The 24,637-nt window shown below is 70.7% G+C and carries 18 protein-coding genes and 1 pseudogene; 9 read left to right on the top strand and 10 right to left on the bottom strand.

The genetic code is table 11. From position 1 onward, the window contains the following. The first annotated feature begins 40 nt into the window (after positions 1–40). Positions 41–1,045, top strand: coding sequence for a hypothetical protein (locus OG289_RS25400; protein WP_327316324.1), 1,005 nt, complete (start codon positions 41–43; stop codon positions 1,043–1,045). A gap of 160 nt (positions 1,046–1,205) precedes the next feature. Here OG289_RS25400 and OG289_RS25395 read toward each other — a convergent pair whose 3' ends face one another. The 3 genes from OG289_RS25395 to OG289_RS25385 form a co-directional block, all read right to left on the bottom strand. After that, on the bottom strand, positions 1,206–2,072 hold the full coding sequence (locus OG289_RS25395; protein ID WP_327316323.1) for a hypothetical protein: 867 nt from the start codon (positions 2,070–2,072) through the stop codon (positions 1,206–1,208). A 193-nt stretch (positions 2,073–2,265) separates the two neighbouring features. Then, entirely contained in the window at positions 2,266–3,351 is a 1,086-nt protein-coding gene (locus OG289_RS25390; protein WP_327316322.1) for a metallophosphoesterase, read from the bottom strand. Positions 3,352–4,602: 1,251 nt separating this feature from the next. Next, positions 4,603–5,715: a LacI family DNA-binding transcriptional regulator gene (locus tag OG289_RS25385; RefSeq protein ID WP_327316321.1), complete on the bottom strand. Its 1,113-nt coding sequence runs from the start codon at positions 5,713–5,715 to the stop codon at positions 4,603–4,605. 458 nt (positions 5,716–6,173) lie between these two features. Here OG289_RS25385 and hisC point away from each other — a divergent pair, with 458 nt between their 5' ends. The 5 genes from hisC to OG289_RS25360 all read left to right on the top strand — a co-directional run bounded on the left by hisC (position 6,174) and on the right by OG289_RS25360 (position 14,806). Continuing rightward, on the top strand, positions 6,174–7,253 hold the full coding sequence (gene hisC / locus OG289_RS25380) for a histidinol-phosphate transaminase (protein ID WP_327316320.1): 1,080 nt from the start codon (positions 6,174–6,176) through the stop codon (positions 7,251–7,253). A gap of 262 nt (positions 7,254–7,515) precedes the next feature. Next, positions 7,516–9,024: a cytochrome ubiquinol oxidase subunit I gene (locus tag OG289_RS25375; RefSeq protein WP_327316319.1), complete on the top strand. Its 1,509-nt coding sequence runs from the start codon at positions 7,516–7,518 to the stop codon at positions 9,022–9,024. 20 nt (positions 9,025–9,044) lie between these two features. Beyond that, positions 9,045–10,049: a cytochrome d ubiquinol oxidase subunit II gene (gene cydB, locus OG289_RS25370; RefSeq protein WP_327316318.1), complete on the top strand. Its 1,005-nt coding sequence runs from the start codon at positions 9,045–9,047 to the stop codon at positions 10,047–10,049. Between the two features lie 93 nt (positions 10,050–10,142). Then, the gene (gene cydD / locus OG289_RS25365) at positions 10,143–13,637 is read left to right on the top strand and encodes a thiol reductant ABC exporter subunit CydD (protein ID WP_327316317.1); all 3,495 of its coding nucleotides are present in this window, start codon (positions 10,143–10,145) and stop codon (positions 13,635–13,637) included. A gap of 113 nt (positions 13,638–13,750) precedes the next feature. Continuing rightward, positions 13,751–14,806, top strand: a complete 1,056-nt coding sequence (locus OG289_RS25360) for a peptidoglycan DD-metalloendopeptidase family protein (RefSeq protein ID WP_327316316.1) — start codon at positions 13,751–13,753, stop codon at positions 14,804–14,806. Positions 14,807–14,834: 28 nt separating this feature from the next. Here OG289_RS25360 and OG289_RS25355 read toward each other — a convergent pair whose 3' ends face one another. From OG289_RS25355 to OG289_RS25325, 7 genes and pseudogenes are all read right to left on the bottom strand, one after another. After that, complete coding sequence (locus tag OG289_RS25355; protein ID WP_327316315.1) at positions 14,835–15,704, bottom strand: HAD hydrolase family protein; 870 nt, start codon at positions 15,702–15,704, stop codon at positions 14,835–14,837. A gap of 89 nt (positions 15,705–15,793) precedes the next feature. After that, a complete protein-coding gene (locus OG289_RS25350; RefSeq protein ID WP_327316314.1) occupies positions 15,794–16,696 on the bottom strand; it encodes an LLM class flavin-dependent oxidoreductase in 903 nt (300 codons plus the stop codon). 42 nt (positions 16,697–16,738) lie between these two features. Further along, on the bottom strand, positions 16,739–17,182 hold the full coding sequence (locus tag OG289_RS25345; protein WP_327316313.1) for a hypothetical protein: 444 nt from the start codon (positions 17,180–17,182) through the stop codon (positions 16,739–16,741). Between the two features lie 19 nt (positions 17,183–17,201). Next, entirely contained in the window at positions 17,202–17,765 is a 564-nt protein-coding gene (locus OG289_RS25340) for an RNA 2'-phosphotransferase (RefSeq protein ID WP_327316312.1), read from the bottom strand. Between the two features lie 122 nt (positions 17,766–17,887). Continuing rightward, positions 17,888–18,801: pseudogene (locus tag OG289_RS25335) on the bottom strand (MerR family transcriptional regulator). Between the two features lie 111 nt (positions 18,802–18,912). Beyond that, positions 18,913–20,715 (bottom strand): SDR family oxidoreductase, encoded by a 1,803-nt coding sequence (locus OG289_RS25330; protein ID WP_327320799.1) that lies wholly within the window; start codon positions 20,713–20,715, stop codon positions 18,913–18,915. Positions 20,716–20,717: 2 nt separating this feature from the next. After that, the gene (locus tag OG289_RS25325) at positions 20,718–21,593 is read right to left on the bottom strand and encodes a M24 family metallopeptidase (RefSeq protein WP_327316311.1); all 876 of its coding nucleotides are present in this window, start codon (positions 21,591–21,593) and stop codon (positions 20,718–20,720) included. Positions 21,594–21,852: 259 nt separating this feature from the next. Between OG289_RS25325 and OG289_RS25320 the strand changes: the two genes are divergently transcribed. From OG289_RS25320 to OG289_RS25310, 3 genes are read left to right on the top strand one after another with little or no spacing between them, the layout of a single operon-like run. Continuing rightward, a complete protein-coding gene (locus OG289_RS25320; protein ID WP_327320798.1) occupies positions 21,853–22,830 on the top strand; it encodes an ABC transporter ATP-binding protein in 978 nt (325 codons plus the stop codon). Beyond that, the gene (locus OG289_RS25315) at positions 22,820–23,728 is read left to right on the top strand and encodes an ABC transporter permease (RefSeq protein ID WP_327316310.1); all 909 of its coding nucleotides are present in this window, start codon (positions 22,820–22,822) and stop codon (positions 23,726–23,728) included. Before OG289_RS25320 ends, OG289_RS25315 begins: the two co-directional genes overlap by 11 nt. Further along, entirely contained in the window at positions 23,725–24,636 is a 912-nt protein-coding gene (locus OG289_RS25310; protein ID WP_327316309.1) for an ABC transporter ATP-binding protein, read from the top strand. Before OG289_RS25315 ends, OG289_RS25310 begins: the two co-directional genes overlap by 4 nt. Position 24,637 lies beyond the last annotated feature (1 nt).

Genomic DNA, 24,637 nt, shown 5'->3' with positions numbered 1-24,637 from the left:
GGGAGACATCGGTGTTTGCGGTTGGGGGGGGGAAGAGACCTTGGAGTTGCTGAAGACATCGGTGCCGGTCCGGTCATTGGTCTGGCAGGGCGGTGACCTGTTCGATGTCGTGAGTGGCCGGGCCTGGAACGCCGACGGTACGGAGCGACTGACGGCCACCGATCATGGCTCAGGATTCGACACAGGCGTGGTCTCCCCGTCCGGCCGCTACACCGTCGTCTACGCCGAACGCGGGCCCGGCGCGCTGTTGCTCGAGGGGACACGCCCTGTCCGTGAGCTGACTCGCGGCCCGTACCACTCCGGGGACTTCGACTACCCCGTGGCCCTGGGAGTCCTGCGGGACGGCCGGGAGGTCCTGGTCCACTGCCCGGACGAGTACAACGTTCTCCAGGTCGAGGAGGTGGCGTCCGGGCAGCGGCTCACGACCGGCGCACGCGACGCGAAGGACGTGTTCCACTCCCGGCTGTCCGTGAGCCGGGACGGCAGACATCTGCTGGTCTCCGGCTGGGTGTGGCATCCCTACGGAATCGTCGAGGTCTTCGATCTGGAGAGCGCGCTGACGGATCCGGCCGTGCTGGACGGGCGTGGGGTGTTGCCCATGGAACCGGGGACCGATGCCGAAGTTGTGTCGGCGTGCTGGCTCGACGACAACCGCCTGGCAGTGGCGACCGGAGAGGAGTTTCTCGACGACGAGGAGGTGCCGGCGCTCGGGCCCCGTCAGATCGGCGTGTGGTCACTGTCCGATCGCACGTGGCTGCACCGGAGTTCTGTCGATTTCGAGGTCGGGACGCTGATCGCGGGAGGTGGACGAGTCGTCTCGTTGCACGGTCATCCGCGGCTGGTCGATGTCATGACCGGCGAGGTGCTGGAGGAGTGGCCCGAGGTGAAGGTGTCCCGCCGCGAGGGGTACTTCGGAGTCACCCACATACCGACACCGGTCGCGGCACTGCATCCCGACGGCACGCACTTGGCAGTCGCGCAGGACGAGACCATCGCGCTCGTGCGGTTGCCCTCGGCAGACGGCTCGGCGGACGTGGCACGCTGACAGCCCGGTCCATGAGCGTGGGCGCCGATCTGAGCGGCGCCGAGCGGCACTGACCCGCAGCCGTGGGCAGCGGGCACAGCATGCGGTGCTGTGCCAGGGGCGTGTCGGCGTACGGCTTGCGCTCCCCTCGGCGGGGTCGGCGGGGGCGCAAGCCGAGTGCCTATTCCGGCCGGTGCTCCGGGCCGCCGAAGTCCGGGCTGGAGTAGTCCGGGCTGCTGAAGCTCGGGCGTGGGCCTGTCGAACGGCCGTCGTCGGGGCTGGAGAACCCCGGACGGTCGTAGCCGATCTTCGGGAGGCGGCCGGTGGGGGCCGGGTCCGTGTGCAGGGCGGTCGCCGTGCCCGGGCTGGCGAGCGCCTCCCGGAGGAACGGCAGGATGCCGCGTTCCAGAAGCGCCTCCCGCCAGGCTTCCCTGGCCGCGGCGACCTCCTCGTTCAGTTCGCCGTACGGTTCGTCCTCCAGGGAGGGCCGGTTGCGCAGGGCGGCGAGCAGCAGTGCGACGGTGGCGACGAGGATCGCGGCCGCGGCCACGGCCCCGAACGTCCAGCCGGCGGTGAGCATGGTCCTGGCGAACGTCTGTTCGGGGTCGAGTGCCCTGAGGAGGTAGCCGACGAGCAGGAAGATCACCGCGGCGGTCCCGGCGAGAACAGGGGTGAGGACGGCGGCGACGGCGCCCGCCCCGGCGGCCTCGGCGGCCTGGGCCGCCTCCCCTATGGTGGTGGCGAGCCCCATCGTGGCCGCGCTCGGCTCGGCGGAGCCGGTCTCGGGCGTGGACGACGGGGTGGACGGCGCGGGGTGGCGCAGTTCCTCGCGGACCTTCACGTAGTGCTGGTACTCGGACGCCGCGGCCACCGTGATGAGTGCGGAGGCGTTGAGCGCCATGGTGCGCAGTTGTTCGGGGTTGAGCCGCTGTCCGACAGCGGCCAGTTCCGGGTGGCGTGGTGCGGAGCGCAGCGCCTCGTCGAGGATCCGCTCGTACTCCTGGCGGTCCTCGCTGTGCAGGTGCTGCGGAACGCTGTTCATGTGCATCCCCCGATGCTCCGTAGGGCTTGGGGCTCGCATGCCAACGAGCCGTCGGGCAGAAACGGAGGGGAGCCTGCTACGGATAAGCCGATGGTAGAGCGGCGACGGCATGGGGTGACAGGGGGTTTGCCGAAATTGGCCCCTGGCCTGCGGCGTCGACGAGGTGTCCAGAGGGGGCGCGGCCGGGCCCCCGGAACGCTCAGCTATTCAGGGGCAGTTGCTGGACCAGCAGTTTTCCGGCCATCGTCACGCCACCGTCCATCGCGATGGCCAGTCCGTCGGCGTAGACGTGCGGTCCTTCGACGTGCGGGCCACCGCTGTCCTCGCCGTCCTCGGAGCCGACTTCACCCAGCAGGTAGGGAATCGGGCTGTGGCCGTGAACGATGCGGGTGCCGCCGTACGTATCGAGCAGGGAACGGACGGCGTCGGCTCCCCCCTCGTCCCGGAAGGAGAAGCGCTTGGTGAACTTGCGGAACAGATCCCACACCTCGTCCGCGTCGTTGCGCGTGATCGTCTCGTGGACGGTGTCGTTGACCGCCTCGATCGAGTCGCCGTAGTCGAGATAGGCGGTGGTGTCGGAGTGGACGAGCAGGTGGCCGTCGACCTCCTCGACGGCGTCGAGCCGGGCCATCCACTGCAGATGGTGGTCCTGGAGGCGGTCCATGTCGTACTTCTGGCCGCCGTTGAGCAGCCAGGCCGCCTGGAAGGTGGCGGTGCCCGCCCCGGAGTTGACGGGAGTGTCGCCGAAGCGCTTGGCGCCGAGCAGCAGCAGTTCGTGGTTGCCCATCAGGGCCTTGCAGTATCCGCCGGCCGCGGCGGCCTCGGCGGACAGCCGCATGACGAGGTCGATGACGCCGATGCCGTCCGGGCCGCGGTCGGTGAAGTCGCCGAGGAACCACAGCCGGGCGGTTCCCGCGCACCAGTTCCCTGCGGCGTCGATCAGGCCCTTCTCCTGCAGTGCGGCCACCAGTTCGTCGAGGTAGCCGTGCACGTCGCCGACGACGAACAGCGGACCCGGGCCGGTCGCGGGCAGCGGGGCCTGGACGGCCGCCGGGTCCACCGCCACCTGGAGGGTGTCGCCGCGGCGGTTGATGACGGGCAGGTCGCGCTGGGTGGGCGTGTAGCCGTCGGGATGCTCCACCGGTTCATCGAGGGGCGGCGCGGCGTTGCCGGGGTGTGTGCCGTGGTCGTACGGACCGGTCTCGTGGACGTACGCGGGCACCCGGAAGTCGCGCAACGTCGCCGTACGCTCCACCTCGGGTCCCTGACCGGCCCCCTGAGTCATCAGACCCCTCCACCATCGCGCCGCATCTGCACCCTTCGGGCTGCCTGGTCGCAGCGGCCCGCGGGTGCCGTGCGCCCATCATAGGAATGCGGATCGTGCCGTGTGATGACCCAGGGGTGGTGAATCGGAGCAAGGCTCCAGTTCGTCGCGGCTTTCGCCCCGATTGGGCCGGGCTTCGGCAGCCCACACTCACCCGGCACACACCGTGCCCACACCCGCACAGCGCGCCCCCGGGTGGCTCCGCCGGTTTGAGCGGGGGGTCTGTGCAGGCTGGGGGAGGGTGATGTCGGGGCTGAGGGGACGGGCGTTGGTGGTTCGGGGGGCCGGGATTTCGGTGGCTGGGGGAGGGCGAGCCTCGACTGTGGCTGAAGTGCGGACGAGCCCGGCGTTCGGGGCGAAGGCTTTGCTCGGGGCCGGGCGGCCGAGGGGTGGGGCGCTTCTCCGGAGTCGTGGACGGTCGGCTGTTGCGGTCGCCCGCCTTCGGTGGCGCGGCCGCGAGTGGCCGCCTCACACCGAGCGTGGTCAGGGTGTGGCCGGTACGTGGCCAGGGCGCGGCCTGGGGGCCTGGTGCGGTGCTCTCCCGACTGCGGCTGCCGTGCGCCGGCGTGAGCGAGCCCTGGCCCTGGCACTGGCCCTCGTTCTGACTAGGGCCGACCGCTGTGTCTCATGGCACTGCACCGCCTTCTCTGCGCGGCGCGCCGCTTCGAGCAACTCGGATTCAGGCGCCCGAGCGGAGGGGGAGGAGCGCTGCCCTACGTCGTTGCGTACCGCGGATTTGACGTTCCGTACCGCGGAGTTGAAAGGACGCCGTGTCTCCCGGGAGCGGCGGCACCTCGGACCGCTCGGGGGCCAACTCCGTCCGGAGACCCCCAGGCCTCTCGGGGACGCCAGGCCCTTCAGGAGCCCCAGAGGCCGTCGGCACCCGAGACGCGTCCGGCGCCGCTGGAAAACGCCCGTACGTGCTTCTCGCCAACCTGCGTTGACGCGAACCGCGCGCCCCGGCCGCCCGTGCCCCTGGCCGCCCGTGTGCCTTCCCCCGCCCAGCGTGCCCACCGTCCTGCACCTCACCCGACCCATCTGTTGCACCTGCCCCACCCGGCGCTTCATCTCACTCCCGCCCCCCATACCCCAGCACTCCCTCCAGCCTCTTCGGACTGCCCAGCCCCCACCCAACCTGCCTCCCAAAAGAACCGCCGGCCCCTTCCCACCCCCACGCTCTGAAGTGGGGGTGGGAAGGGGCCGGCGGCAGGGTTACTTTTCTTCCGGGGCTCGGGGCGGGCTGACCGTCGTTCGTGGTGGGCGTCGCTGGGACGAGGTCCGCACGATCAGTTCGGTCGGTATCACCTGCTCGACCGGTCGGTCCGACTCCACACCCTCGATCGCGTCGATGAGGAGTTGGACCACCGCCGTGCCGATACGGCGCGGCTTCAGCGAGAGAGTCGTGACCGGCGGCTCGGTGTTGGCGTACACCGTGGACTCGCTGCAACAGACGACCAGCAGGTCCTCCGGGACGCGCAGCCCGTAGCGGCGGGCGGCGGCGAGGAGGTCGGTGCCGTTGGGGTCGAACAGGCCGTACACGGCGTCGGGGCGGTCGGGACGGGCCAGTAGCCGGTCGGCGGCCACGGCGCCCGCGCACGGGTCGTGCGCGGGGTAGGCCTCGTAGACCGGGTCCTGGCCGACCCGCTCGCACCACCGTAGGTAGGCGCTGGTCGACAGGTGTGTGTACGTGTCCGTCGTGGTGCCCGTGAGCAGGCCGATGCGGCGGGCGCCAGCGTCGGCCAGGTGGTCGAGGATGTCGAGGACGGCGGCCTCGTGGTCGTTGTCCACCCACGCGGTCACCGGAAGCGGGCCGGCCGGGCGGCCGTCGGAGACGACCGGTAAACCCTGCCGGACCAGCTCGCTGACCACCGGATCCTGGTCGGAGGGGTCGATGACGACCGTGCCGTCCAGGGCGACGTTCGACCACACGTCGTGGCGCGAGGTCGCCGGGAGGATGACGAGCGCGTAGCCGCGGGCGAGCGCGGCCGAGGTGGCGGCGCGCGCCATCTCCGCGAAGTACGCGAACTCGGTGAAGGTGAAAGGTTCATCCCCGTACGTGGTCACGGTCAGGCCGATGAGCCCTGACTTGCCGGTACGGAGGGTTCGGGCCGCCGCGGAGGGGCGGTAGCCCAGTCGGTCGGCGACCTCGCGGACATGGCGTCGGGTGGCATCGGGGAGCCTGCCCTTGCCGTTGAGGGCGTCGGAGACGGTCGTGATGGAGACTCCGGCGGCGGCGGCCACGTCCCTGATGCCCGCCCGGCCCGGCCGGCTGCCTCGGCGTGAGGTTTCCGCGCGGCTCACCTGGTGCTTCCCTGCTGCTGTCATGGCGAGCCGATAGTAGGGCTCATTCGGTGGGGTAGGGCGGACGCATATGCACGCGTTGACAGGCACGTTTCTGCAAGGCCATTCGGGGTCAAGTGCATTCGAAACAAAGGTAGTTGACTGTTCCAATGCCAAGACGTGACGTGTCGGCACGGATGAGCCTGCCAAGGCACCGATGTCTCGAAGAGGTCTCAACTCACCTGCACGAGGGATGCGCGCCACGGCGCGAGCTACCGGCGCGTAGATATATGTACGGCGCGCCCCCTGGCGGGTACGCCTTCGTGCGCCTTCGTCCTCAGAAGTCACGGACGTCCCCCCGCCGGTCGCTCGGGTCCCCCCCCTGCCGGTCGCTAGGGACCCTCCGTTTCGGGCGGAGGTCCCTCCGTGCCTGTACGCACCCGCGCCGAATCCTCATAAGGTGAGCAGTATTGAAGCCGGTGGTGGTCATGAGGAGGACTGCGGTGAGCGAGACGAGCCCCAAGCTGCGCGCCGAGCTGGAGGGGATCCCCACCTACAAGCCGGGCAAGCCGGCCGCGGCCGGTGGTCCCGTGGCCTACAAGCTGTCCTCCAACGAGAACCCCTATCCGCCGCTGCCGGGCGTGATGGAGACCGTGACGGCCGCGGCCGAGTCCTTCAACCGCTACCCGGACCTGGCCTGCACGGCGCTGGTGAACGAGCTCTCCGATCGCTTCGCGGTCCCCGCCTCCCATATCGCCACGGGCACCGGCTCGGTCGGCGTCGCCCAGCAGCTCGTCCAGGCGACCGCGGGCCCCGGCGACGAGGTGATCTATGCCTGGCGGTCCTTCGAGGCGTACCCGATCATCACGCGGATCGGCGGCGCGAAGCCCGTAGAGGTGCCGCTGACGCCGGGTGACGTGCACGATCTGGACGCCATGGCCGACGCGATCACCGACCGGACCCGGCTGATCTTCGTCTGCAACCCCAACAACCCCACGGGCACGGTCGTGAAGCGGGCCGAGCTGGAACGGTTCCTCGACCGGGTGCCGCGTGACGTGCTGGTCGTGCTCGACGAGGCCTACCGGGAGTTCATCCGCGACCCCGAGGTGCCGGACGGCGTGGAGCTGTACCGAAAGCGGCCCAACGTCTGTGTGCTGCGGACCTTCTCCAAGGCGTACGGCCTCGCGGGGCTGCGCGTTGGCTTCGCCATCGCTCACGAACCGGTGGCGGAGGCGCTGCGCAAGACGGCCGTGCCGTTCGGTGTGAGCCAGCTGGCGCAGGAGGCCGCGATCGCCTCGCTGCGCGCCGAGGACGCGCTGCTCGGCCGGGTCGGCTCCCTGGTCTGCGAGCGCCAGCGCGTGGTCGAGGGGCTGCGCGCGCAGGGCTGGACGGTGCCGGAGACGCAGGCCAACTTCGTGTGGATGCGGCTGGGCGAGCACACGGTGGCCTTCGCGGCGGCGTGCGAGCAGGCCGGCGTCGTGGTGCGGCCGTTCCCGGGCGAGGGTGTGCGGGTGACGATCGGCGAGAACGAGGCGAACGACATTTTCCTGAAGGTGGCAGAAGGGTTCCACAAGGAGCTGTAAGCGCCGGAGCGAGCCGGTGGGCGCCTCTGTTTCACGTGGAACCGAGGCGCCTTTCGCGCGCCATGGGCCGAGCGGCCCTGCCCGGTGGGGACCCTCGGTCCGGGTTGGGGACCCCCCGCCCGTATTGCGTCGAACGGGTATGCGTCATAATTGCTTGTGAATGTGAACGCGTTCACAATCGTGTCCTGGTTGCTCCAGCGATGGGCGTGACATAAGGGGCAAACTGCCGCTGTACCCCCGGCGACGTAAGGAGAGTCACGACGTGGACCTGGCTTTGGCGCCGGAGACACTGGCGCGCTGGCAGTTCGGTATCACCACCGTCTACCACTTCCTCTTCGTTCCCCTGACGATCTCCCTCGCGGCTCTCACCGCCGGGCTGCAGACCGCCTGGGTGCGCACGGAGAACGAGAAGTACCTCAGGGCGACGAAGTTCTGGGGCAAGCTCTTCTTGATCAACATCGCGATGGGTGTCGTCACCGGCATCGTGCAGGAATTCCAGTTCGGCATGAACTGGTCCGACTACTCGCGATTCGTCGGCGACATCTTCGGTGCCCCGCTCGCCTTCGAGGCCCTGATCGCCTTCTTCTTCGAGTCCACCTTCATCGGCCTGTGGATCTTCGGCTGGGACAAGCTGCCGAAGAAGATCCACCTGGCCTGCATCTGGATGGTCTCGATCGGCACGGTCCTGTCGGCGTACTTCATCCTCGCGGCCAACTCGTGGATGCAGCACCCGGTCGGCTACCGGATCAACAAGGAGAAGGGGCGGGCCGAGCTCACCGACTTCTGGGCCGTGCTGACCCAGAACACCGCGCTCAGCCAGGTCTTCCACACCATGTCCGCCGCCTTCCTCACCGGCGGCGCCTTCATGGTCGGCATCGCCGCGTTCCACCTGTACCACAAGAAGCACATTCCGGTGATGAAGACCTCGCTGCGGCTGGGCCTGGTCACCGTGATCATCGCCGGCCTGCTCACCGCCATCAGCGGTGACGTCCTCGGCAAGGTCATGTTCAAGCAGCAGCCGATGAAGATGGCCGCCGCCGAGGCGCTGTGGGACGGCGAGTCTCCCGCGCCGTTCTCGGTCTTCGCCTACGGCGACGTCGAGAAGGGGCACAACAAGGTCGCCATAGAGATCCCGGGCCTGCTGTCCTTCCTCGCGAACGACGACTTCAGCTCCTACGTCCCCGGCATCAACGACGTGAACAAGGCCGAGCAGGAGAAGTACGGGTCCGGCGACTACCGGCCCAACATCCCCGTCGCCTACTGGGGCTTCCGCTGGATGATCGGCTTCGGCATGGCATCCTTCGCGATCGGCCTGGCCGGACTCTGGCTCACCCGCAAGAAGTTCATGTTGCCGCAGCATCTGAGGGTCGGCGAGGACGAGGTTCCGCATGTGGTGCTCTTCCGCAACAAGGCGCTCGGCCCCAAGCTCACCAGGCTCTACTGGCTGGCGGCGATCTGGACCCTCGGCTTCCCGCTGATCGCCAACTCCTGGGGCTGGATCTTCACCGAGATGGGCCGCCAGCCCTGGGCCGTCTACGGCGTCCTGCAGACCCGCGACGCGGTCTCCCCCGGGGTCTCCCAGGCCGAGGTCCTCACCTCGATGATCGTCTTCACCGTGCTGTACGCGATCCTCGCCGTCGTCGAGGTCAAGCTGCTGGCGAAGTACGTGAAGGCCGGCCCGCCCGAGCTCACCGAAGCCGACCTCAACCCGCCCACGAAGATCGGCGGCGACTCCCGTGACGCCGACAAGCCGATGGCCTTCTCGTACTAGGCCGAGGGAGCTGCACAGTCATGGAACTGCACGACGTCTGGTTCGTCCTGATCGCCGTCCTGTGGATCGGCTACTTCTTCCTGGAGGGCTTCGACTTCGGGGTCGGCATCCTCACCAGGTTGCTCGCGCGCGACCGGGTTGAGAAGCGGGTGCTCATCAACACCATCGGGCCCGTCTGGGACGGCAACGAGGTGTGGCTGCTCACCGCGGGCGGCGCGACCTTCGCCGCCTTCCCCGAGTGGTACGCCACGCTCTTCTCCGGCTTCTACCTGCCTCTGCTGCTCATCCTGATCTGCCTGATCGTGCGGGGCGTCGCCTTCGAGTACCGGGCGAAGCGGCCCGAGGAGAACTGGCAGCGCAACTGGGAGACCGCGATCTTCTGGACCTCGCTCCTTCCCGCGTTCCTGTGGGGCGTCGCCTTCGGCAACATCGTGGGCGGCGTCAAGATCGACCAGGACTTCGAGTACGTGGGCAACGTCTGGGATCTGCTCAACCCGTACGCGCTGCTCGGCGGCCTGGTGACCCTGACGCTGTTCACCTTCCACGGTGCGGTGTTCACGGCCCTCAAGACCGTCGGCGACATCCGGGAGCGGGCACGGAAGCTGGCGCTGAAGGTGGGACTCGTGACCGCAGTGGTCGCCCTGGCCTTCCTGCTGTGGACGCAGGTCGACAGCGGTGACGCCAAGAGCCTGGTCGCGCTGGTCGTGGCGGTCGCCGCCCTGGTCGCGGCGCTCGTGGCGAACCAGGCAGGGCGTGAAGGCTGGTCGTTCGCCCTCTCCGGTGTCACCATCGTGGCCGCCGTGGCGATGCTCTTCCTGACGCTCTTTCCGAACGTCATGCCGTCCACGCTCAACTCGGACTGGAGCCTCACGGTGACCAACGCCTCGTCGAGCCCGTACACCCTGAAGATCATGACCTGGTGTGCGGGGATCGCCACGCCGATCGTGCTGCTCTACCAGAGCTGGACGTACTGGGTGTTCCGCAAGCGCATCGGCACGCAGCACATCGTCGACGCTGCGCACTGAGTCCGAGGTGGGGCATGTTTCACGTGAAACATGCCCCATGAGGAGAGAGTGTGTTTCACGTGAAACGTACTCTTTGAGAAATGGGTGTTCCACGTGAAACCGATCGACCCGCGTCTGCTCCGGTACGCCCGCGCCACCCGCCTCTTCCTGGTGGCGGTCGTCGCTCTGGGCGCCGTCGGAGCGGCGCTGGTCATCGCTCAGGCGATGCTCATCGCAGAGGTGGTGGTCGGTGTCTTCCAGCACGGCATGGCGATTGCCGAACTACGCACTCCCCTGCTGTTGTTGGTGGCCGTCGCGGTCGGCCGCGGCCTCGTCTCCTGGCTCACCGAGCTCGCCGCGCACCGCGCGAGCGCCGCCGTGAAGTCGGAGTTGCGCGGGCGGTTGCTGGAGCGGGCCACCGTGCTGGGACCCGGCTGGCTCAGCGGCCAGCGCACCGGTTCGCTGGTCGCCCTCGCCACGCGGGGCGTGGACGCCCTTGACGACTACTTCTCGCGCTACCTGCCGCAGTTGGGGCTGGCGGTGGTCGTGCCGGTCGCGGTGCTGGCGCGGATCGTCACCGAGGACTGGGTGTCCGCCGCGATCATCGTCGGCACCCTGCCGCTGATCCCGGTCTTCATGGTGCTGATCGGCTGGGCCACGCAGTCGCGGATGGACCGTCAGTGGCGGCTGCTGTCCCGGCTGTCCGGGCACTTCCTGGACGTCGTCGCGGGGCTGCCCACGCTGAAGGTGTTCGGGCGGGCCAAAGCTCAGGCCGAGTCGATCCGGCGCATCACCGGCGAGTACCGGCAGGCGACGATGCGGACGCTGCGGATCGCGTTCATCTCGTCGTTCGCGCTGGAGCTGCTGGCGACGCTGTCGGTGGCCCTGGTCGCCGTGACGATCGGTATGCGGCTCGTGCATGGCGAGATGGACCTGTACATCGGCCTGGTGATCCTGGTGCTCGCGCCCGAGGCGTATCTTCCGCTGCGGCAGGTGGGGGCGCAGTACCACGCGGCCGCCGAGGGGCTGGCCGCCGCCGAGGAGATCTTCGAGGTGCTGGAGACGCCGGCACCGGCGTCGGGCACGGTCGAGGTGACTGAGGGCGGCCTGGCCTTCGAGGGCGTGACCGTCCGCTACCCCGGCCGCTCCGCCGACGCCGTCTCGGACGTGTCCTTCACCGTCGAACCCGGTGAGACGGTCGCGCTCGTCGGACCGAGCGGCGCGGGCAAGTCGACCCTGCTGAACACGCTGCTGGGGTTCGTGCGGCCGACCGAGGGCCGGGTGCTGACCGGGGGATCCGACCTCGCGGAGGCCGATCTGGAGCAGTGGCGGTCGCGGATCGCGTGGGTGCCGCAGCGCCCGCACCTCTACGCCGGGACGATCGCCGAGAACATACGGCTGGCGCGTCCTGACGCCGATGACGTGACCCTCCGCAGGGCGCTGGCGGACGCGGGGGCGCTGGAGTTCGTCGACGCGCTGCCCGCCGGGGCCGACACCGTGCTCGGCGAGGACGGGACCGGGCTGTCCGCCGGGCAGCGACAGCGGCTCGCGCTGGCCCGGGCGTTCCTCGCGGACCGGCCTGTGCTGCTGTTGGACGAGCCCACGGCCGCGCTCGACGGGGAGACCGAGGCGGAGGTCGTGGCGGCCGTACGGCGGTTGGCGGCCGGGCGGACGGTCCTGCTGGTCGTACACCGGCCGGCGCTGCTGGCGGTGGCGGACCGCGTAGTGCGGCTCGCCGGGACCGAGACCCACAGGCCCGTGGAGGCCGCGGTCAAGGACGCTCCCGCCCTGCGGGAAGAGACGGCGGCCGCGCCCGTCACGGGGGAGCCCGAGACGGTGATCGCCGCTACCGGCGGGGGTGCCGGAGTCCTCGCCCGGGTCCGTGCGACGGCCGGCGCCCGGCGCGGCCGGCTCGCGCTCGCGCTGCTGCTGGGCAGCCTTGCCCTCGGCAGTGCCGTGGGGCTCATGGCCACCTCCGGCTGGCTCATCTCGCGGGCCTCGCAGCAGCCGCCGGTGCTCTACCTGATGGTGGCCGTGACGGCGACCCGCGCCTTCGGCATCGGGCGGGCGGTGTTCCGGTACGCGGAGCGGCTCGTGTCGCACGACGCCGTGCTGCGGATGCTGGCCGACACCCGGGTCGCCGTCTATCGGCGGCTGGAGCGGCTGGCGCCCGCGGGCCTGCGTACGACCCGTCGGGGCGACCTGCTGACACGGCTGGTCGCCGACGTGGACGCGTTGCAGGACTACTGGCTGCGCTGGCTGCTGCCCGCCGGTGCCGCCGTCGCCGTCTCGACCGGGTCCGTCGCCTTCACCGCGTGGCTGCTGCCCGAGGCCGGGGCCGTGCTCGCCGCGGGGCTGCTGACCGCCGGGGTGGGCGTCCCGCTGGTCACCGCTGCCGTGGCGCGCCGGGCCGAGCGCCGGCTCGCCCCCGCCCGAGGCGTGCTCGCCACCCGCACGGCCGACCTGCTCACCGGCACCGCCGAACTCACCGTCGCGGGCGCTCTGCCCGCGCGTACCGCCGAAGTGCGCGCGGCCGATTCCGTGCTCACCCGGATCGCCTCGCGCGCCGCGACCGCCACCGCGCTCGGCGACGGGCTGACCGCGCTCGTCTCCGGGCTGACCGTCGCGGCCGCCGTGCTCGTGGGCGCTCAGGCGGTCGCCGACGGGCGGCTGGGCGGCGTGACCATGGCGGTGGTCGTCCTGACCCCGCTGGCCGCCTTCGAGGCCGTCCTGGGGCTACCGCTGGCCGCGCAGTACCGCCAGCGGGTACGCAGGAGCGCGGAGCGGGTGTACGAGGTGCTGGACTCCCCCGAGCCGGTGCGCGAGCCGGAGCGGCCCCGGCAGGCGCCCGCGTCGCCGTTCCCGCTCGTCGTCAGGGGGCTGGCCGCCCGGCACGCCGGGCAGGACCGGGACGCGCTCGCGGGAGTCGACCTCACCCTGACGCGGGGACACCGGGTCGCCGTCGTGGGGCCCTCCGGGTCCGGCAAGACCACGCTCGCGCAGGTGCTGCTGCGGTTCCTGGACGCCGACGCGGGCTTGTACACGCTCGCCGGGGTGGACGCCCGAGCCCTGGACGGCGACGACGTGCGGCGGCTCGTCGGACTGTGCGCCCAGGACGCGCACCTCTTCGACAGCTCGGTCCGCGAGAACCTGCTGCTCGCGAAGAAGGGGGCGAGCGAGGAGGAACTGCGGGACGCGCTGGCGCGAGCCCGCCTGCTGGAGTGGGCCGACGGACTGCCCGACGGACTCGACACGCTCGTCGGTGAGCACGGTGCCCGGCTGTCCGGCGGGCAGCGCCAGCGGCTCGCGCTGGCCCGGGCGCTGCTGGCCGACTTCCCCGTCCTGGTGCTCGACGAGCCCGCCGAGCATCTGGACCTGCCGACCGCCGACGCGCTCACCGAGGACCTGCTGGCCGCCACCGAAGGCCGTACGACCCTGCTCATCACCCACCGGCTGGCCGGTCTCGAAGCGGTCGACGAGGTGGTCGTGCTGGACGAGGGCCGGGTCGTGCAGCGAGGTTCGTACGCGGCGCTGGCCGCCGTGGAGGGGCCGTTGCGGCGGATGGCCGAGCGGGAGGAGGCCGCGGAGCTGTTGGTGGGGGCGCGGTGACCGGCGAGCCCGGGCCGGTTTTCTCGTCGCACTGAGCCATCCGGGGCGGGGTGTCCCCCAGGCGTACGACTTGAACAGGACCTGGGCCTCGCAGTCGGGGCACGATCGCTGACATGCGCTCACCTCGCCGCCGCACCCTGCTCGTTCCGGCTCTGCTGTGCGCGGCCGCGGTGCTCGCGGCGCGGCCCACGGCGGCCGACGGGGAGCCCGGCGACGGCCCGGACTCCGGGATCAGCGCGCAGGTGGCCCGGCTGTACGAGGACGCGGCGGTGGCGACGCAGCGGTACGAGTCGGGGCGCCGCGAGGCGGAGGGGGAGCAGGGGCAGGCCCGCCGGCTGGAGGCACTCCTCGCCCGTGAACGGCGGGAGACCGCCGTGCTCCGCGAGGAGCTGGGCCGTATCGCACGCGCCCAGTACCGCGGCGGTGGCGGGCTGCCGGTCGCCGCGCAGATGCTCCTCGCGGGCAGCCCGGATCAGCTGATGCGCGGTCAGCACGTCTTCTCCCAGGCGAATCTCGCCGTCGACAACGCCATCGGCAGGAGCCGGCGGGCGGAGGCGCGGCTGGCCGCGGACGAGGCGAAGGCCGTCGAGGCCTGGCGGGCGGTGGAGCGGCGCAACGCAGGACTCGTCCGGCTGAAGAAGGACATCGACGGCAAGCTCGAACAGGCGCGATGGCAGTTGCAGGGGCAGGCGGACGCCTCGGTCGCCGCGGGTTCCTGCCGTGGCGCCGTGCGGCTCGACCAGCCGCCGACGCACTTCGCGGCCGACTGGGTCGCGCCGGTCGAGACGTACACCCTGTCTGCGGGCTTCGGCAGCGGCGGTTCGCACTGGGCGAACCGGCACACCGGTCAGGACTTCGCGGTGCCGATCGGCACGCCTGTGCGGGCGGTCGGCGCGGGTCGTGTGGTGCGGGTGTCCTGCGGGGGCGCGTTCGGGATCGAGATCGTGGTGCGGCACGCCGACGGCTACTTCACGCAGTACGCCCATCTCGCCGCTGTCACCGTCGACCAGGGCGACAGCGTGAGCACCGGGCAGTGGATCGGGCAGTCGGGCACGTCCGGCAACTCGACCGGCCCGCATCTGCACTTCGAGGTGCGGGTGACGCCCGAGCTGGGCTCGGGGGTGGACCCGGTGCCGTGGCTTGCGGCACACGGGGCGCCTGTCGGCTAGGACAGGCCCCAGGGCTTGTGTCCGGGGGTCACACCCGCTCGGAGAGGAGTTGCTCGATGACGACGGCGACTCCGTCCTCGTTGTTGGCGACCGTCCGCCCGGAGGCCGCCTTGAGCACGTCCGGGTGCGCGTTGCTCATGGCGTAGGACCGGCCGGCCCAAGTGAGCATCTCGACGTCGTTCGGCATGTCCCCGAACGCGACGACCTCCTCGTGGGAGATGCCGCGCTCCGCACAGCACAGGGCGAGCGTGCTGGCCTTGGAGACGCCGGGACCACTGATCTCCAGCAGGGCGCTGGGGCTGGAGCGGGTGACGTCGGCGCGGTCGCCGATGGCCAGCCGGGCGAGGCTGAGGAAGGCGTCGGGGTCGATCGTGGGGTGGAACGCGAGGATCTTCAGCACCGGCTCGCCGGCCCCAGGCGCGTCCGGCGCCAGCAGTTGCTCGGCCGGCGCGAGGGTGTCGGGGATCTCCATGTGCATCTTGGGATACTCCGGCTCCTGGTAGAAGCCGTACGTCTGCTCGATGGCGTACATGGTCCCGGGCGCCGCGTCGCGCAGCAGCCGTACGGCGTCCAGCGCGTTCTCCCGTGCCAGCTCGCGCACCTTCACGAACCGGTGGGTGCCGGGGCCGCCGTGCAGGTCGACGACGGCGGCACCGTTGCCGCAGATCGCCAGGCCGTGCCCGTGGACGTGGTCGCTGACCACGTCCATCCAGCGGGCCGGGCGGCCGGTGACGAAGAAGACCTCGATGCCCGCCTCCTCGGCGGCGGCGAGCGCGGCGACCGTGCGCGGGGACACCGACTTGTCGTCGCGCAGCAGAGTGCCGTCGAGATCGGTGGCGATCAGCCGCGGCGGGAGGGCGGCGGCCGGGGTCTCGGGCTGTCGAGTCGCTGAGGTCACCGTGCCATTCTCGCGTATGTGCCCGCACGACCCTGCGAGAGCCCGCACACATGAGGCACAGGCAGGGCACAGATGACCTGATGCCGAGGTCAGCGCAGTTGAGCCGCTGCCCCCATGGCGATCTGCTCGAAGACCTTCTCATCCGCGGCGAAGTCGGAGTCCGGGATGGGCCAGTGGATCACGATCTCCGTGAAGCCGAGCTCCTGGTGCCGGCCCGCGAAATCGACGAAGGCGTCCAGGGAACCCAGCGGTCGGCCCCGGTCCGGGGTGAACCCGGTGAGCAGGATCTTGTCCAGCTCCTTCACGTCCCGCCCGCGCTCGGCACAGGCGTCGGCGAGCTTCTCGGCCTGCCCGCGAATGGCCTGAACCGACTGCTCGGGGGTGCCGTTCTCGTACAGCCTGGGGTCGCCCGTGGTCACCCATGCCTGCCCGTACTGCGCGGCGAGCCGCAGCCCGCGCGGTCCGGTCGCGGCGACCGCGAAGGGCAGCCGGGGGCGCTGGACGCAGCCGGGGATGTTGCGCGCCTCGTGCGCCGAGTAGTGGTCGCCCTCGTAGGACACGGAGTCCTCGGTGAGCAGCCGGTCCAGCAGCGGTACGAACTCGGCGAGCCGGTCGGCGCGCTCGCGCGGGGTCCACGGCTCCTGGCCGAGGGCGGTGGCGTCGAACCCGGTGCCGCCCGCGCCGATCCCCAGGGTCACCCGGCCGCCGGAGATGTCGTCCAGGGAGATCAGCTCCTTGGCGAGGGTGACCGGGTGCCGGAAGTTCGGCGAGGTCACCAGCGTGCCCAGACGCAGGCGCTCGGTGGCGGACGCGGCGGCGGTCAGCGTCGGGATCGCGCCGAACCACGGGCCGTCGCGGAAGCTGCGCCAGGACAGGTGGTCGTAGGTGTACGCGGTGTGGAAGCCGAGCTGCTCGGCCCGCGTCCACGCGGAACGGCCGCCCTCGTTCCAGCGCAGGTACGGGAGGATCACGGTGCTCAGGCGCAGACTCATGTCATCGAGCGTATGCGGCCGACCGTGTTTCACGTGAAACAGTCACCGTACGCGGCCGGACAGCCACGGGCTGAGCGCGACCAGGATGTACTCCTTGTGCACCCGGTCGCCCGGTAGCGGCACCATCAGGAAGCGGCCCGGCGGGAAGCGGCGGGATGTGACCCAGGCGTGGCCTTCGTAGAGCGAGCGGAGGAAGGCGGGCACGTCGTCGCGGGCGATGTCGGGGCACTCCACCCCGTCGACGGTGATCAGGGCATCGTCGTCCGGGTACAGCCGCACGCTCACACTCGGTCGGCCGCCCAGCTCGACATGGGCCTCGTGCGGCAGCGAGCCGTCCGGGTCGGTGGTGACGCCGACGCCGGCGGAGGTGCGGCGGGAGGTCTGGTCGGCGCCGATGTCGTGGCTTACCTCGATCTCGAGCGCGTACGCGGCGGCGAGGGAGCGGAGGGCGGTGACGGCGGCCTCGGTGGTGGGCAGGTGGTCCATACCTGTGAGCATCCAGGAATCAGTGGTGCTCGGGAAATCGCAGATACCGCGGCGGTACGGCCTTTGTCAGCCACACCCCGTTCGCGCTGACGTGGAAGACATGGCCGTCACGGTGCATGGCCCCCGCGTCGACGGAGAGGACCACGGGTCGGCCCCGGCGGGCGCCGACCCGGGTGGCGGTCTCCCGGTCGGACGAGAGGTGCACATCGTGCCGGTTCATGGGTCGCAGCCCCTCGGTCCGGATCGCGTCCAGGTTGCGGGCCACGGTCCCGTGGTAGAGGTACGCCGGCGGGGTCGCCGAGGGCAGTCCGAGGTCGACGTCGACGCTGTGGCCCTGGCTGGCGCGGATCCGGGTGCCGTCGATCGCGAAGCGCTTCTTGTCGTTGGCGGCGACGACGTGATCCAGTTCGTCCCGGGTGAAGGGGAAGCCGTGCGCCGCGCACGCGGCGATGAGCTCGTCGATCTCCACCCAGCCGGCCTCGTCGAGGGTGAGGCCGATGCGCTCGGGTTGGTGCCGCAGATGCTTCGAGAGGTACTTCGACACCTTCACGGTGCGTCTTTCGTCTCTGTCCTTTTCGTTCATCCGCTCAGCATGGCGGGAGAGACGTGGATCACGCACTTACTTTTGGGCCCGAGGTTTGATCCACAACCAACTGTGGTTATCCACAGGTCAATTGGCGATTCTGTGGACAACTGGCCGCCGTATCAGGAGCTTTCACCAAGATCATGTGACGGCCTGTGACTTGATGCGAGATGGTCCAAGCCGCGGTCCCGCACTTCTCGTTCGGCCGCGATCACGAGGCAGTCGCCCGCTCGCCCCGGGCCAACCAGCGCCTCGACGGCGCGCATTGTGTCGGCCGGAATCGGCACCGCACGCGCTCCCGCCACGGGTGGCGGGGGATCTCCGCGCCCAGGTGCCGACGCAGGTGGCGGCCGGCGAACAGGCGTATGGCCCGGGCCAGTTCCGCGTCCACGGCCTGCTGGGCGAGCGGGCGCAGCCGTCGTACGAGCGAGGCCGCCTCGGCCGCGTCGGCGTCGGGCGGACGGTGCGGGCCGTCCAGGTAGCGCGCGAAGACGTGCTCGGTGGTGAACTCCACAAAGCGGGAGGCGATGTGCTCCACCTGGACCCTCAACTTCCGCAGATGCGCGGTGATCTCGTTGAGCGGCACCCCGGCCGCGTGCAACTTCACTGCCACCGCCAGTTCTTGGGGACTGGGCATGAGGAAGGCGTCCCCGTAGCCGGGAACCGGTTCCAGCACGCCGAGTGCCACGGCGTCCGCGATCGCCGTGTCGTCGGGGGTGCCGCCGAAGCGGGCCGTCAGTTCGTCACGGGAGACACGGGAGGCCTCCTCGTCGGTCCACGAGTCGTCGACCTCGGCGACCAGACCGAGGACGCCGCCCAGGCCACGGCCGGTGTCGTGGGCGTCGAGGAGTTCCTTGATGGAAGCAAGGGGGTAGCCGCGATCGAGCAGGTCGGCGATCCGGTGGAGGCGGGTGGGACGGGCGTCGGAGCAGTGGTTGGCCCGCCCCTGGCGCTCGGGGCGGGGGAGGAGTCCGCGGTCCCGGTAGGGAAGGATGGTGGGGACGGTGGTGCCGGTGAGGTGGGCGAGGGTCTCTATGCGGTGCGGGGCCGGGCCGGCGGTGTGGTGGTCAACGTGCCGTTCCCCGAACCGTGGTGGCCGGGGCGGACGCCGAGTCCGCCCCGGGGCGCGGCCGGTCCGTGCGGCGGCTCACAGCGGCGGTCCCACCCGCGCCAGCGCCCTCAACGCCTTGGGCAGGAACCGGGAGAGGGCATACGAGGCCTTCGCCTCCGGAGTGACCGGAACCACCGCCTCGTTGAGCGCGACCGCGCGCAGGATCGCGTCCGCCACCTTCTCCGGCGGGTAGTTGCGCAGCCCGTACGCGCGCGCGGAGCGCTTCTGACGGCGCCGTTCCTCCTCCGCGTCCACCCCCACGAACGTCGCCGTCGAGGTGATGCCGGTGTTCACCAGACCGGGACAGATCGCCGAGACGCCGATGCCCTGGCCGGCGAGTTCGGCGCGCAGGCACTCGCTCAGCATCAGGACCGCCGCCTTGGAGGTGCTGTAGGCGGGCAGCACCTTGGAGGGCAGATAAGCGGCCGCCGAGGCGGTGTTGACGATGTGGCCGCCCTGGCCGCGCTCGGCCATCCGCCGGCCGAAGAGACGGCAACCGTGGATCACACCCCACAGGTTGACGTCCAGAACCCTGCGCCAGTCCTCGGACGTCGTGTCGAAGAAGGAACCCGACAGGCCTATGCCCGCGTTGTTCACCAGCACGTCCACCACGCCGTAGTCGGTGTGGACCTTCGCCGCGAGCTTTTCCATCGCCTGCTCGTCGGAGACGTCCACCGCCTCCGCCCAGGCCTCGGGCGCGCCGATCAGACGGGACATCTCGGCGGTGCGGGCCGCGCTCTCCGCGTCCCGGTCGACGGCGATCACGCGCGCGCCCGCCTCGGCGAACGCGAACGCCGTGGCCCGCCCGATGCCGCTGCCCGCACCGGTGACCAGCACCAGCTGCCCGCCGAAGCGCTCGGCGTACCGATCCGCGGCGCCCTTGCGCACCGGCCCGCCGTCGTACTCCCGGGCCTCCCCGCCTGCCGCGTCCTCCCGCTCCTTCTCCACCGACGTGACGAAGTCGTCGATCCAGGAGGCGAGCAGGTCGGGGCGGGTGCGCGGGATCCAGTGCCCGGCCGGAAGCGTGTGCCGGGTCAACCACGGGACCCACTCCTCCAGTTCGTCGTACAGACGCTCCGACAGGAACCTGTCCCCCAGGGGCGTGATGAGCTGCACGGGCGCGTGCGCGTACGCGTACGCGTCGGGGCGTGGACGGCGCAGTCGGCTCCGGATGTTGTCCCGGTACAGCCAGGCGCCGTGTGCCGCGTCCGAGGGCAGCGACGCCGTCGGGTAGTCGTCGCCGGGCATCTTCTCGATCCGTCGCAGGATGCCCGGCCAGCGTTTGCCGAGCGGGCCGCGCCAGGCGAGTTCGGGCAGGGCGGGGGCGTGCAGCAGGTACACGTACCAGGACTTGGCGCCCTGGCCGAGGAGTTGGCCGACCCGGCGCGGAGTCGGCCTGGTCAGACGCTTGTTGATCCAGTGACCGAAATGGTCGAGGGACGGCCCCGACATCGAGGTGAAGGACGCGATCCTGCCCTCGGTGCGCGGCACGGTCACGAATTCCCAGGACTGCACCGAGCCCCAGTCGTGTCCCACCAGGTGCACCGGCCGGCCGGGGCTGACCGCGTCCACGACCGCCAGGAAGTCGTCCGTCAGCTTCTCCAGGGTGAAGCCGCCCCGCAGCGGCTTCGGCGCGCCGGAACGGCCGTGGCCCCGAACGTCGTACAGCACCACGTGGAAGCGGTCGGCCAGCCGGGACGCGACCTCGGACCACACCTCCTTGCTGTCCGGATAGCCGTGCACCAGGACGACCGTGGGCCGCTCGGGGTCCCCCAGCTCGGCCACGCACAGCTCGATCCCGCCGGTCCGCACCCGGCGCTCACGCGCGCCCTCCAGCATCGTCACCTTCCGTCCGCCTTCCCTGCCGCCTTCGCTTCCGCCCAGCGCCGCACGTGCGGCAGGTCGTCGTCCAGCCAGAAGGCGCTCTCCTCGGGGTCCTTCGAGTCGGTGATGACGAGGATCTCCTCGAACTTCGCGCCCGTACCCCGGAATCCGAGGTGGGGTTCGACCGCCCACAGGCCCGGCCGCGGCGGATGGTCGGAGAAGCGGTACGGCGACCACAGGGGCGACCAGCCCTCGCGGTGGCCGTGCAGCGCGTCGGACGCCAGGCCCCTGAGGGACTGCGTGCCGAACCCGAACAGCCGGGGCGAGAAGCGGCGCTCCCCAACCCGGTCCACCTTGTGGGCGATCACGCCGAAGGGGTACGCGCGATGCCGGTTGGCGTAGCCCTGGCGGACCATGAGGCGGTCGACGTCGGCGTAGATCTCGCGCAGCGACCGGCGTTCGCGCACCTCGCGCAGGATCAGCTCCCGGTGCGCCTCCAGGTCGGCCATCAGCTTCTCCTGCACCGGGTGGGAGCCGAGCGCGCCCGAGTAGCCGATGTCCGCCGTGTAGCCCTCGTGGACCGGCGCCAGGTCCAGGATGAACGGCATCCCGGGCTCCAGCCGGCGGTTCGTCGGGAAGAACTGCAAGGGGATCCGGAAGCCGGTGAACGCCGTGCGGTCCCCGAACCAGGCGAACGGCAGGTGGAACCAGTCGCGCACACCCCGCTCGCCCAGCCAGTCCCGCTGCATCCGCGTCGCCTCGCGCTCCGTCACACCCGGTCGGAGGTCGGCGGCGACGGCCTGCGCGCATGAGTAGGCCAGCCGCTGCACCCGCCTGAACCCCCGCAGCTCGGCGGAGAGTTCGCGTGTCACCGCCGTCGGTGCCGTCGTCATGCCACCCCGTCCTGCCCAGTCCCCGTCGACTGCGCTACGTGCCCGTAACTTGACATCGCCGAATGTGGCAGTCGTTAGAGTCCGCGTCAATAGGAGGGTTCGGGCCTGTGGAAAACCCGCCTCGCAGCTTCCCGGGGGCTCCCCGTAGCTCTCAGGCATGGCATCCCCTACGGGCCCCTACATCTGAGGTCTGACGCGAAGACTGCTCTGAGGTCTGACGAATTCCGTGGCGTGCGTCACTACCTTCGAAGACGTGACTGTGATCGCGACCGAAAGCCTGAGCAAGCGGTTCCCCCGGGTGACCGCTCTTGACCGGCTCTCCGTGGACGTCGGGCCCGGTGTGACCGGGCTCGTCGGAGCCAACGGGGCCGGCAAGTCCACACTGATCAAGATCCTCCTGGGTCTGTCGCCCGCCACGGAGGGCCGAGCCGAGGTGCTCGGCCTCGACGTCGCGAGCAAGGGCGCCGCCATCCGCGAGCGGGTCGGCTACATGCCGGAACACGACTGCCTGCCGCCCGACGTCTCGGCCACCGAGTTCGTCGTGCACATGGCCCGCATGTCCGGCCTGCCGCCCACCGCGGCGCGCGAGCGCACCGCGGACACCCTGCGCCACGTTGGGCTGTACGAGGAGCGCTACCGCCCCATCGGCGGCTACTCGACCGGCATGAAGCAGCGCGTGAAGCTCGCCCAGGCCCTCGTCCACGATCCGCAACTGGTCTTCCTGGACGAGCCGACCAACGGCCTCGACCCGGTCGGCCGGGACGAGATGCTGGGCCTGATCCGCCGTATTCACACCGACTTCGGCATCTCGGTCCTGGTCACCTCGCACCTGCTGGGCGAACTGGAGCGCACCTGCGACCACGTCGTGGTCGTCGACGGCGGCAAGCTCCTGCGCTCCAGCTCCACCACCGACTTCACCCAAACCACGACCACCCTCGCGATCGAGGTCACCGACACCGACGACCACCCGGACGGCACCCGCGCGGTCCGCGAGGCGCTCCACGCGCGCGGGGTGGACGTCCTGGACGGGAACAGCGGCCTGCCGGGCGCCGGCCACGTCCTGCTGCTGACCGCACAGGGCGAGGACACGTACGACGTCGTCCGGGACGTGGTCGCCGACCTCGGCCTCGGCCTGGTGCGCATGGAACAGCGCAGGCACCACATCTCCGAGGTCTTCACGGACGGCGACGCCACCAACGACCAGCAGCGGAAGGAGGCCGTCGGCCATGGCAGTTGAGCACCCGGTCACCGCCCCCTCGGGCGACCAGACCCGTATCCACAACATCGGCTACCGCAGCTACGACGGCCCCCGCCTGGGCCGCGCCTACGCCCGCCGCTCCCTCTACTCGCAGTCCCTGCGCGGCGCGTACGGCCTCGGCCGCTCGGTGAAGTCCAAGGTGCTGCCCATGCTGCTCTTCGTGGTGATGTGCGTGCCCGCGGCCATCATGGTCGCCGTCGCGGTCGCCACGAAGGCCAAGGAACTGCCCGTCGACTACACGCGCTACGCGATCATCATGCAGGCCGTCATCAGCCTGTACGTCGCCTCGCAGGCGCCCCAGTCCGTCTCGCGCGACCTGCGCTTCAAGACCGTGCCGCTGTACTTCTCGCGGCCCATCGAGACCGCGGACTACGTGCGCGCCAAGTTCGCGGCGCTGGCTTCGGCGCTCTTCGTCCTCACCGCGGCCCCGCTGCTGGTGCTGTACGTGGGAGCGCTGCTGGCCAAGCTCGACTTCGCCGACCAGACCAAGGGATTCGCTCAGGGACTCGTCTCCGTGGCACTGCTCTCACTGCTCTTCGCCGGCCTCGGCCTGGTCATCGCCTCGGTGACCCCACGGCGCGGCTTCGGCATCGCCGCCGTCATCGCCGTCCTGACGATCTCCTACGGCGCCGTCTCCACGCTCCAGGCCATCGCCGACGCGCAGAACAGCACCGGTTCCATTGCCTGGATCGGCCTGTTCTCGCCGGTCACGCTCATCGACGGCGTGCAGTCGGCGTTCCTGGGCGCCACCTCCGCCTTCCCGGGCGGAATCGGCCCCTCCAACGGAGAGGGCGTGGTCTACGTCCTCGTCGTCCTCGGCCTGATCGCCGCGAGCTACGGCCTCCTGATCCGCCGCTACCGGAAGGTGGGCCTGTGACCACGCTCAGCATCGACCACGTCTCCCGCTGGTTCGGCAACGTGGTCGCCGTCAACGACATCACCATGAACATCGGCCCCGGTGTCACCGGCCTGCTCGGCCCCAACGGCGCCGGAAAGTCCACCCTCATCAACATGATGGGCGGCTTCCTGGCCCCCTCCACCGGCACGGTCACCCTCGACGGACAACCGGTCTGGCGCAACGAGGCGATCTACAAGCACATCGGCATCGTCCCCGAGCGCGAGGCGATGTACGACTTCCTCACCGGCCGCGAATTCGTCGTCGCCAACGCCGAGTTGCACGGCCTCGGCGCGAAGGCCGCCCAGAAGGCACTGGCCACGGTCGAGATGGAGTACGCGCAGGACCGCAAGATCGCCACGTACTCCAAGGGCATGCGCCAGCGCGTGAAGATGGCTTCGGCGCTGGTCCACGAGCCCTCGCTCCTCCTGCTCGACGAGCCCTTCAACGGCATGGACCCGCGCCAGCGCATGCAGCTCATGGACCTGCTGCGACGCATGGGCGACGAGGGCCGCACGGTGCTGTTCTCGTCGCACATCCTCGAAGAGGTCGAGCAACTCGCCTGGCACATCGAGGTCGTCGTCGCCGGCAGGCACGCCGCCAGCGGCGACTTCCGCAAGATCCGCCGCCTCATGACCGACCGCCCGCACCGCTACCTGGTGCGTTCCAGCGACGACCGGGCGCTCGCGGCCGCGCTGATCGCCGACCCGTCGACGGCCGGCATCGAAGTCGACCTCGCCGAGGGCGCGTTGCGCGTCCAGGCCGTCGACTTCGGCCGCTTCACGGCCTTGTTGCCGAGGGTCGCCCGCGACCACGGCATCCGGCTGCTCACGGTCTCGCCGTCCGACGAGTCCCTCGAGTCCGTCTTCTCGTATCTCGTCGCGGCGTAGG

The sequence above is a fragment of the Streptomyces sp. NBC_01235 genome (assembly GCF_035989285.1).
Taxonomy (GTDB): Bacteria; Actinomycetota; Actinomycetes; order Streptomycetales; family Streptomycetaceae; genus Streptomyces.
This window is presented reverse-complemented; position numbering and strand designations above follow the sequence as displayed.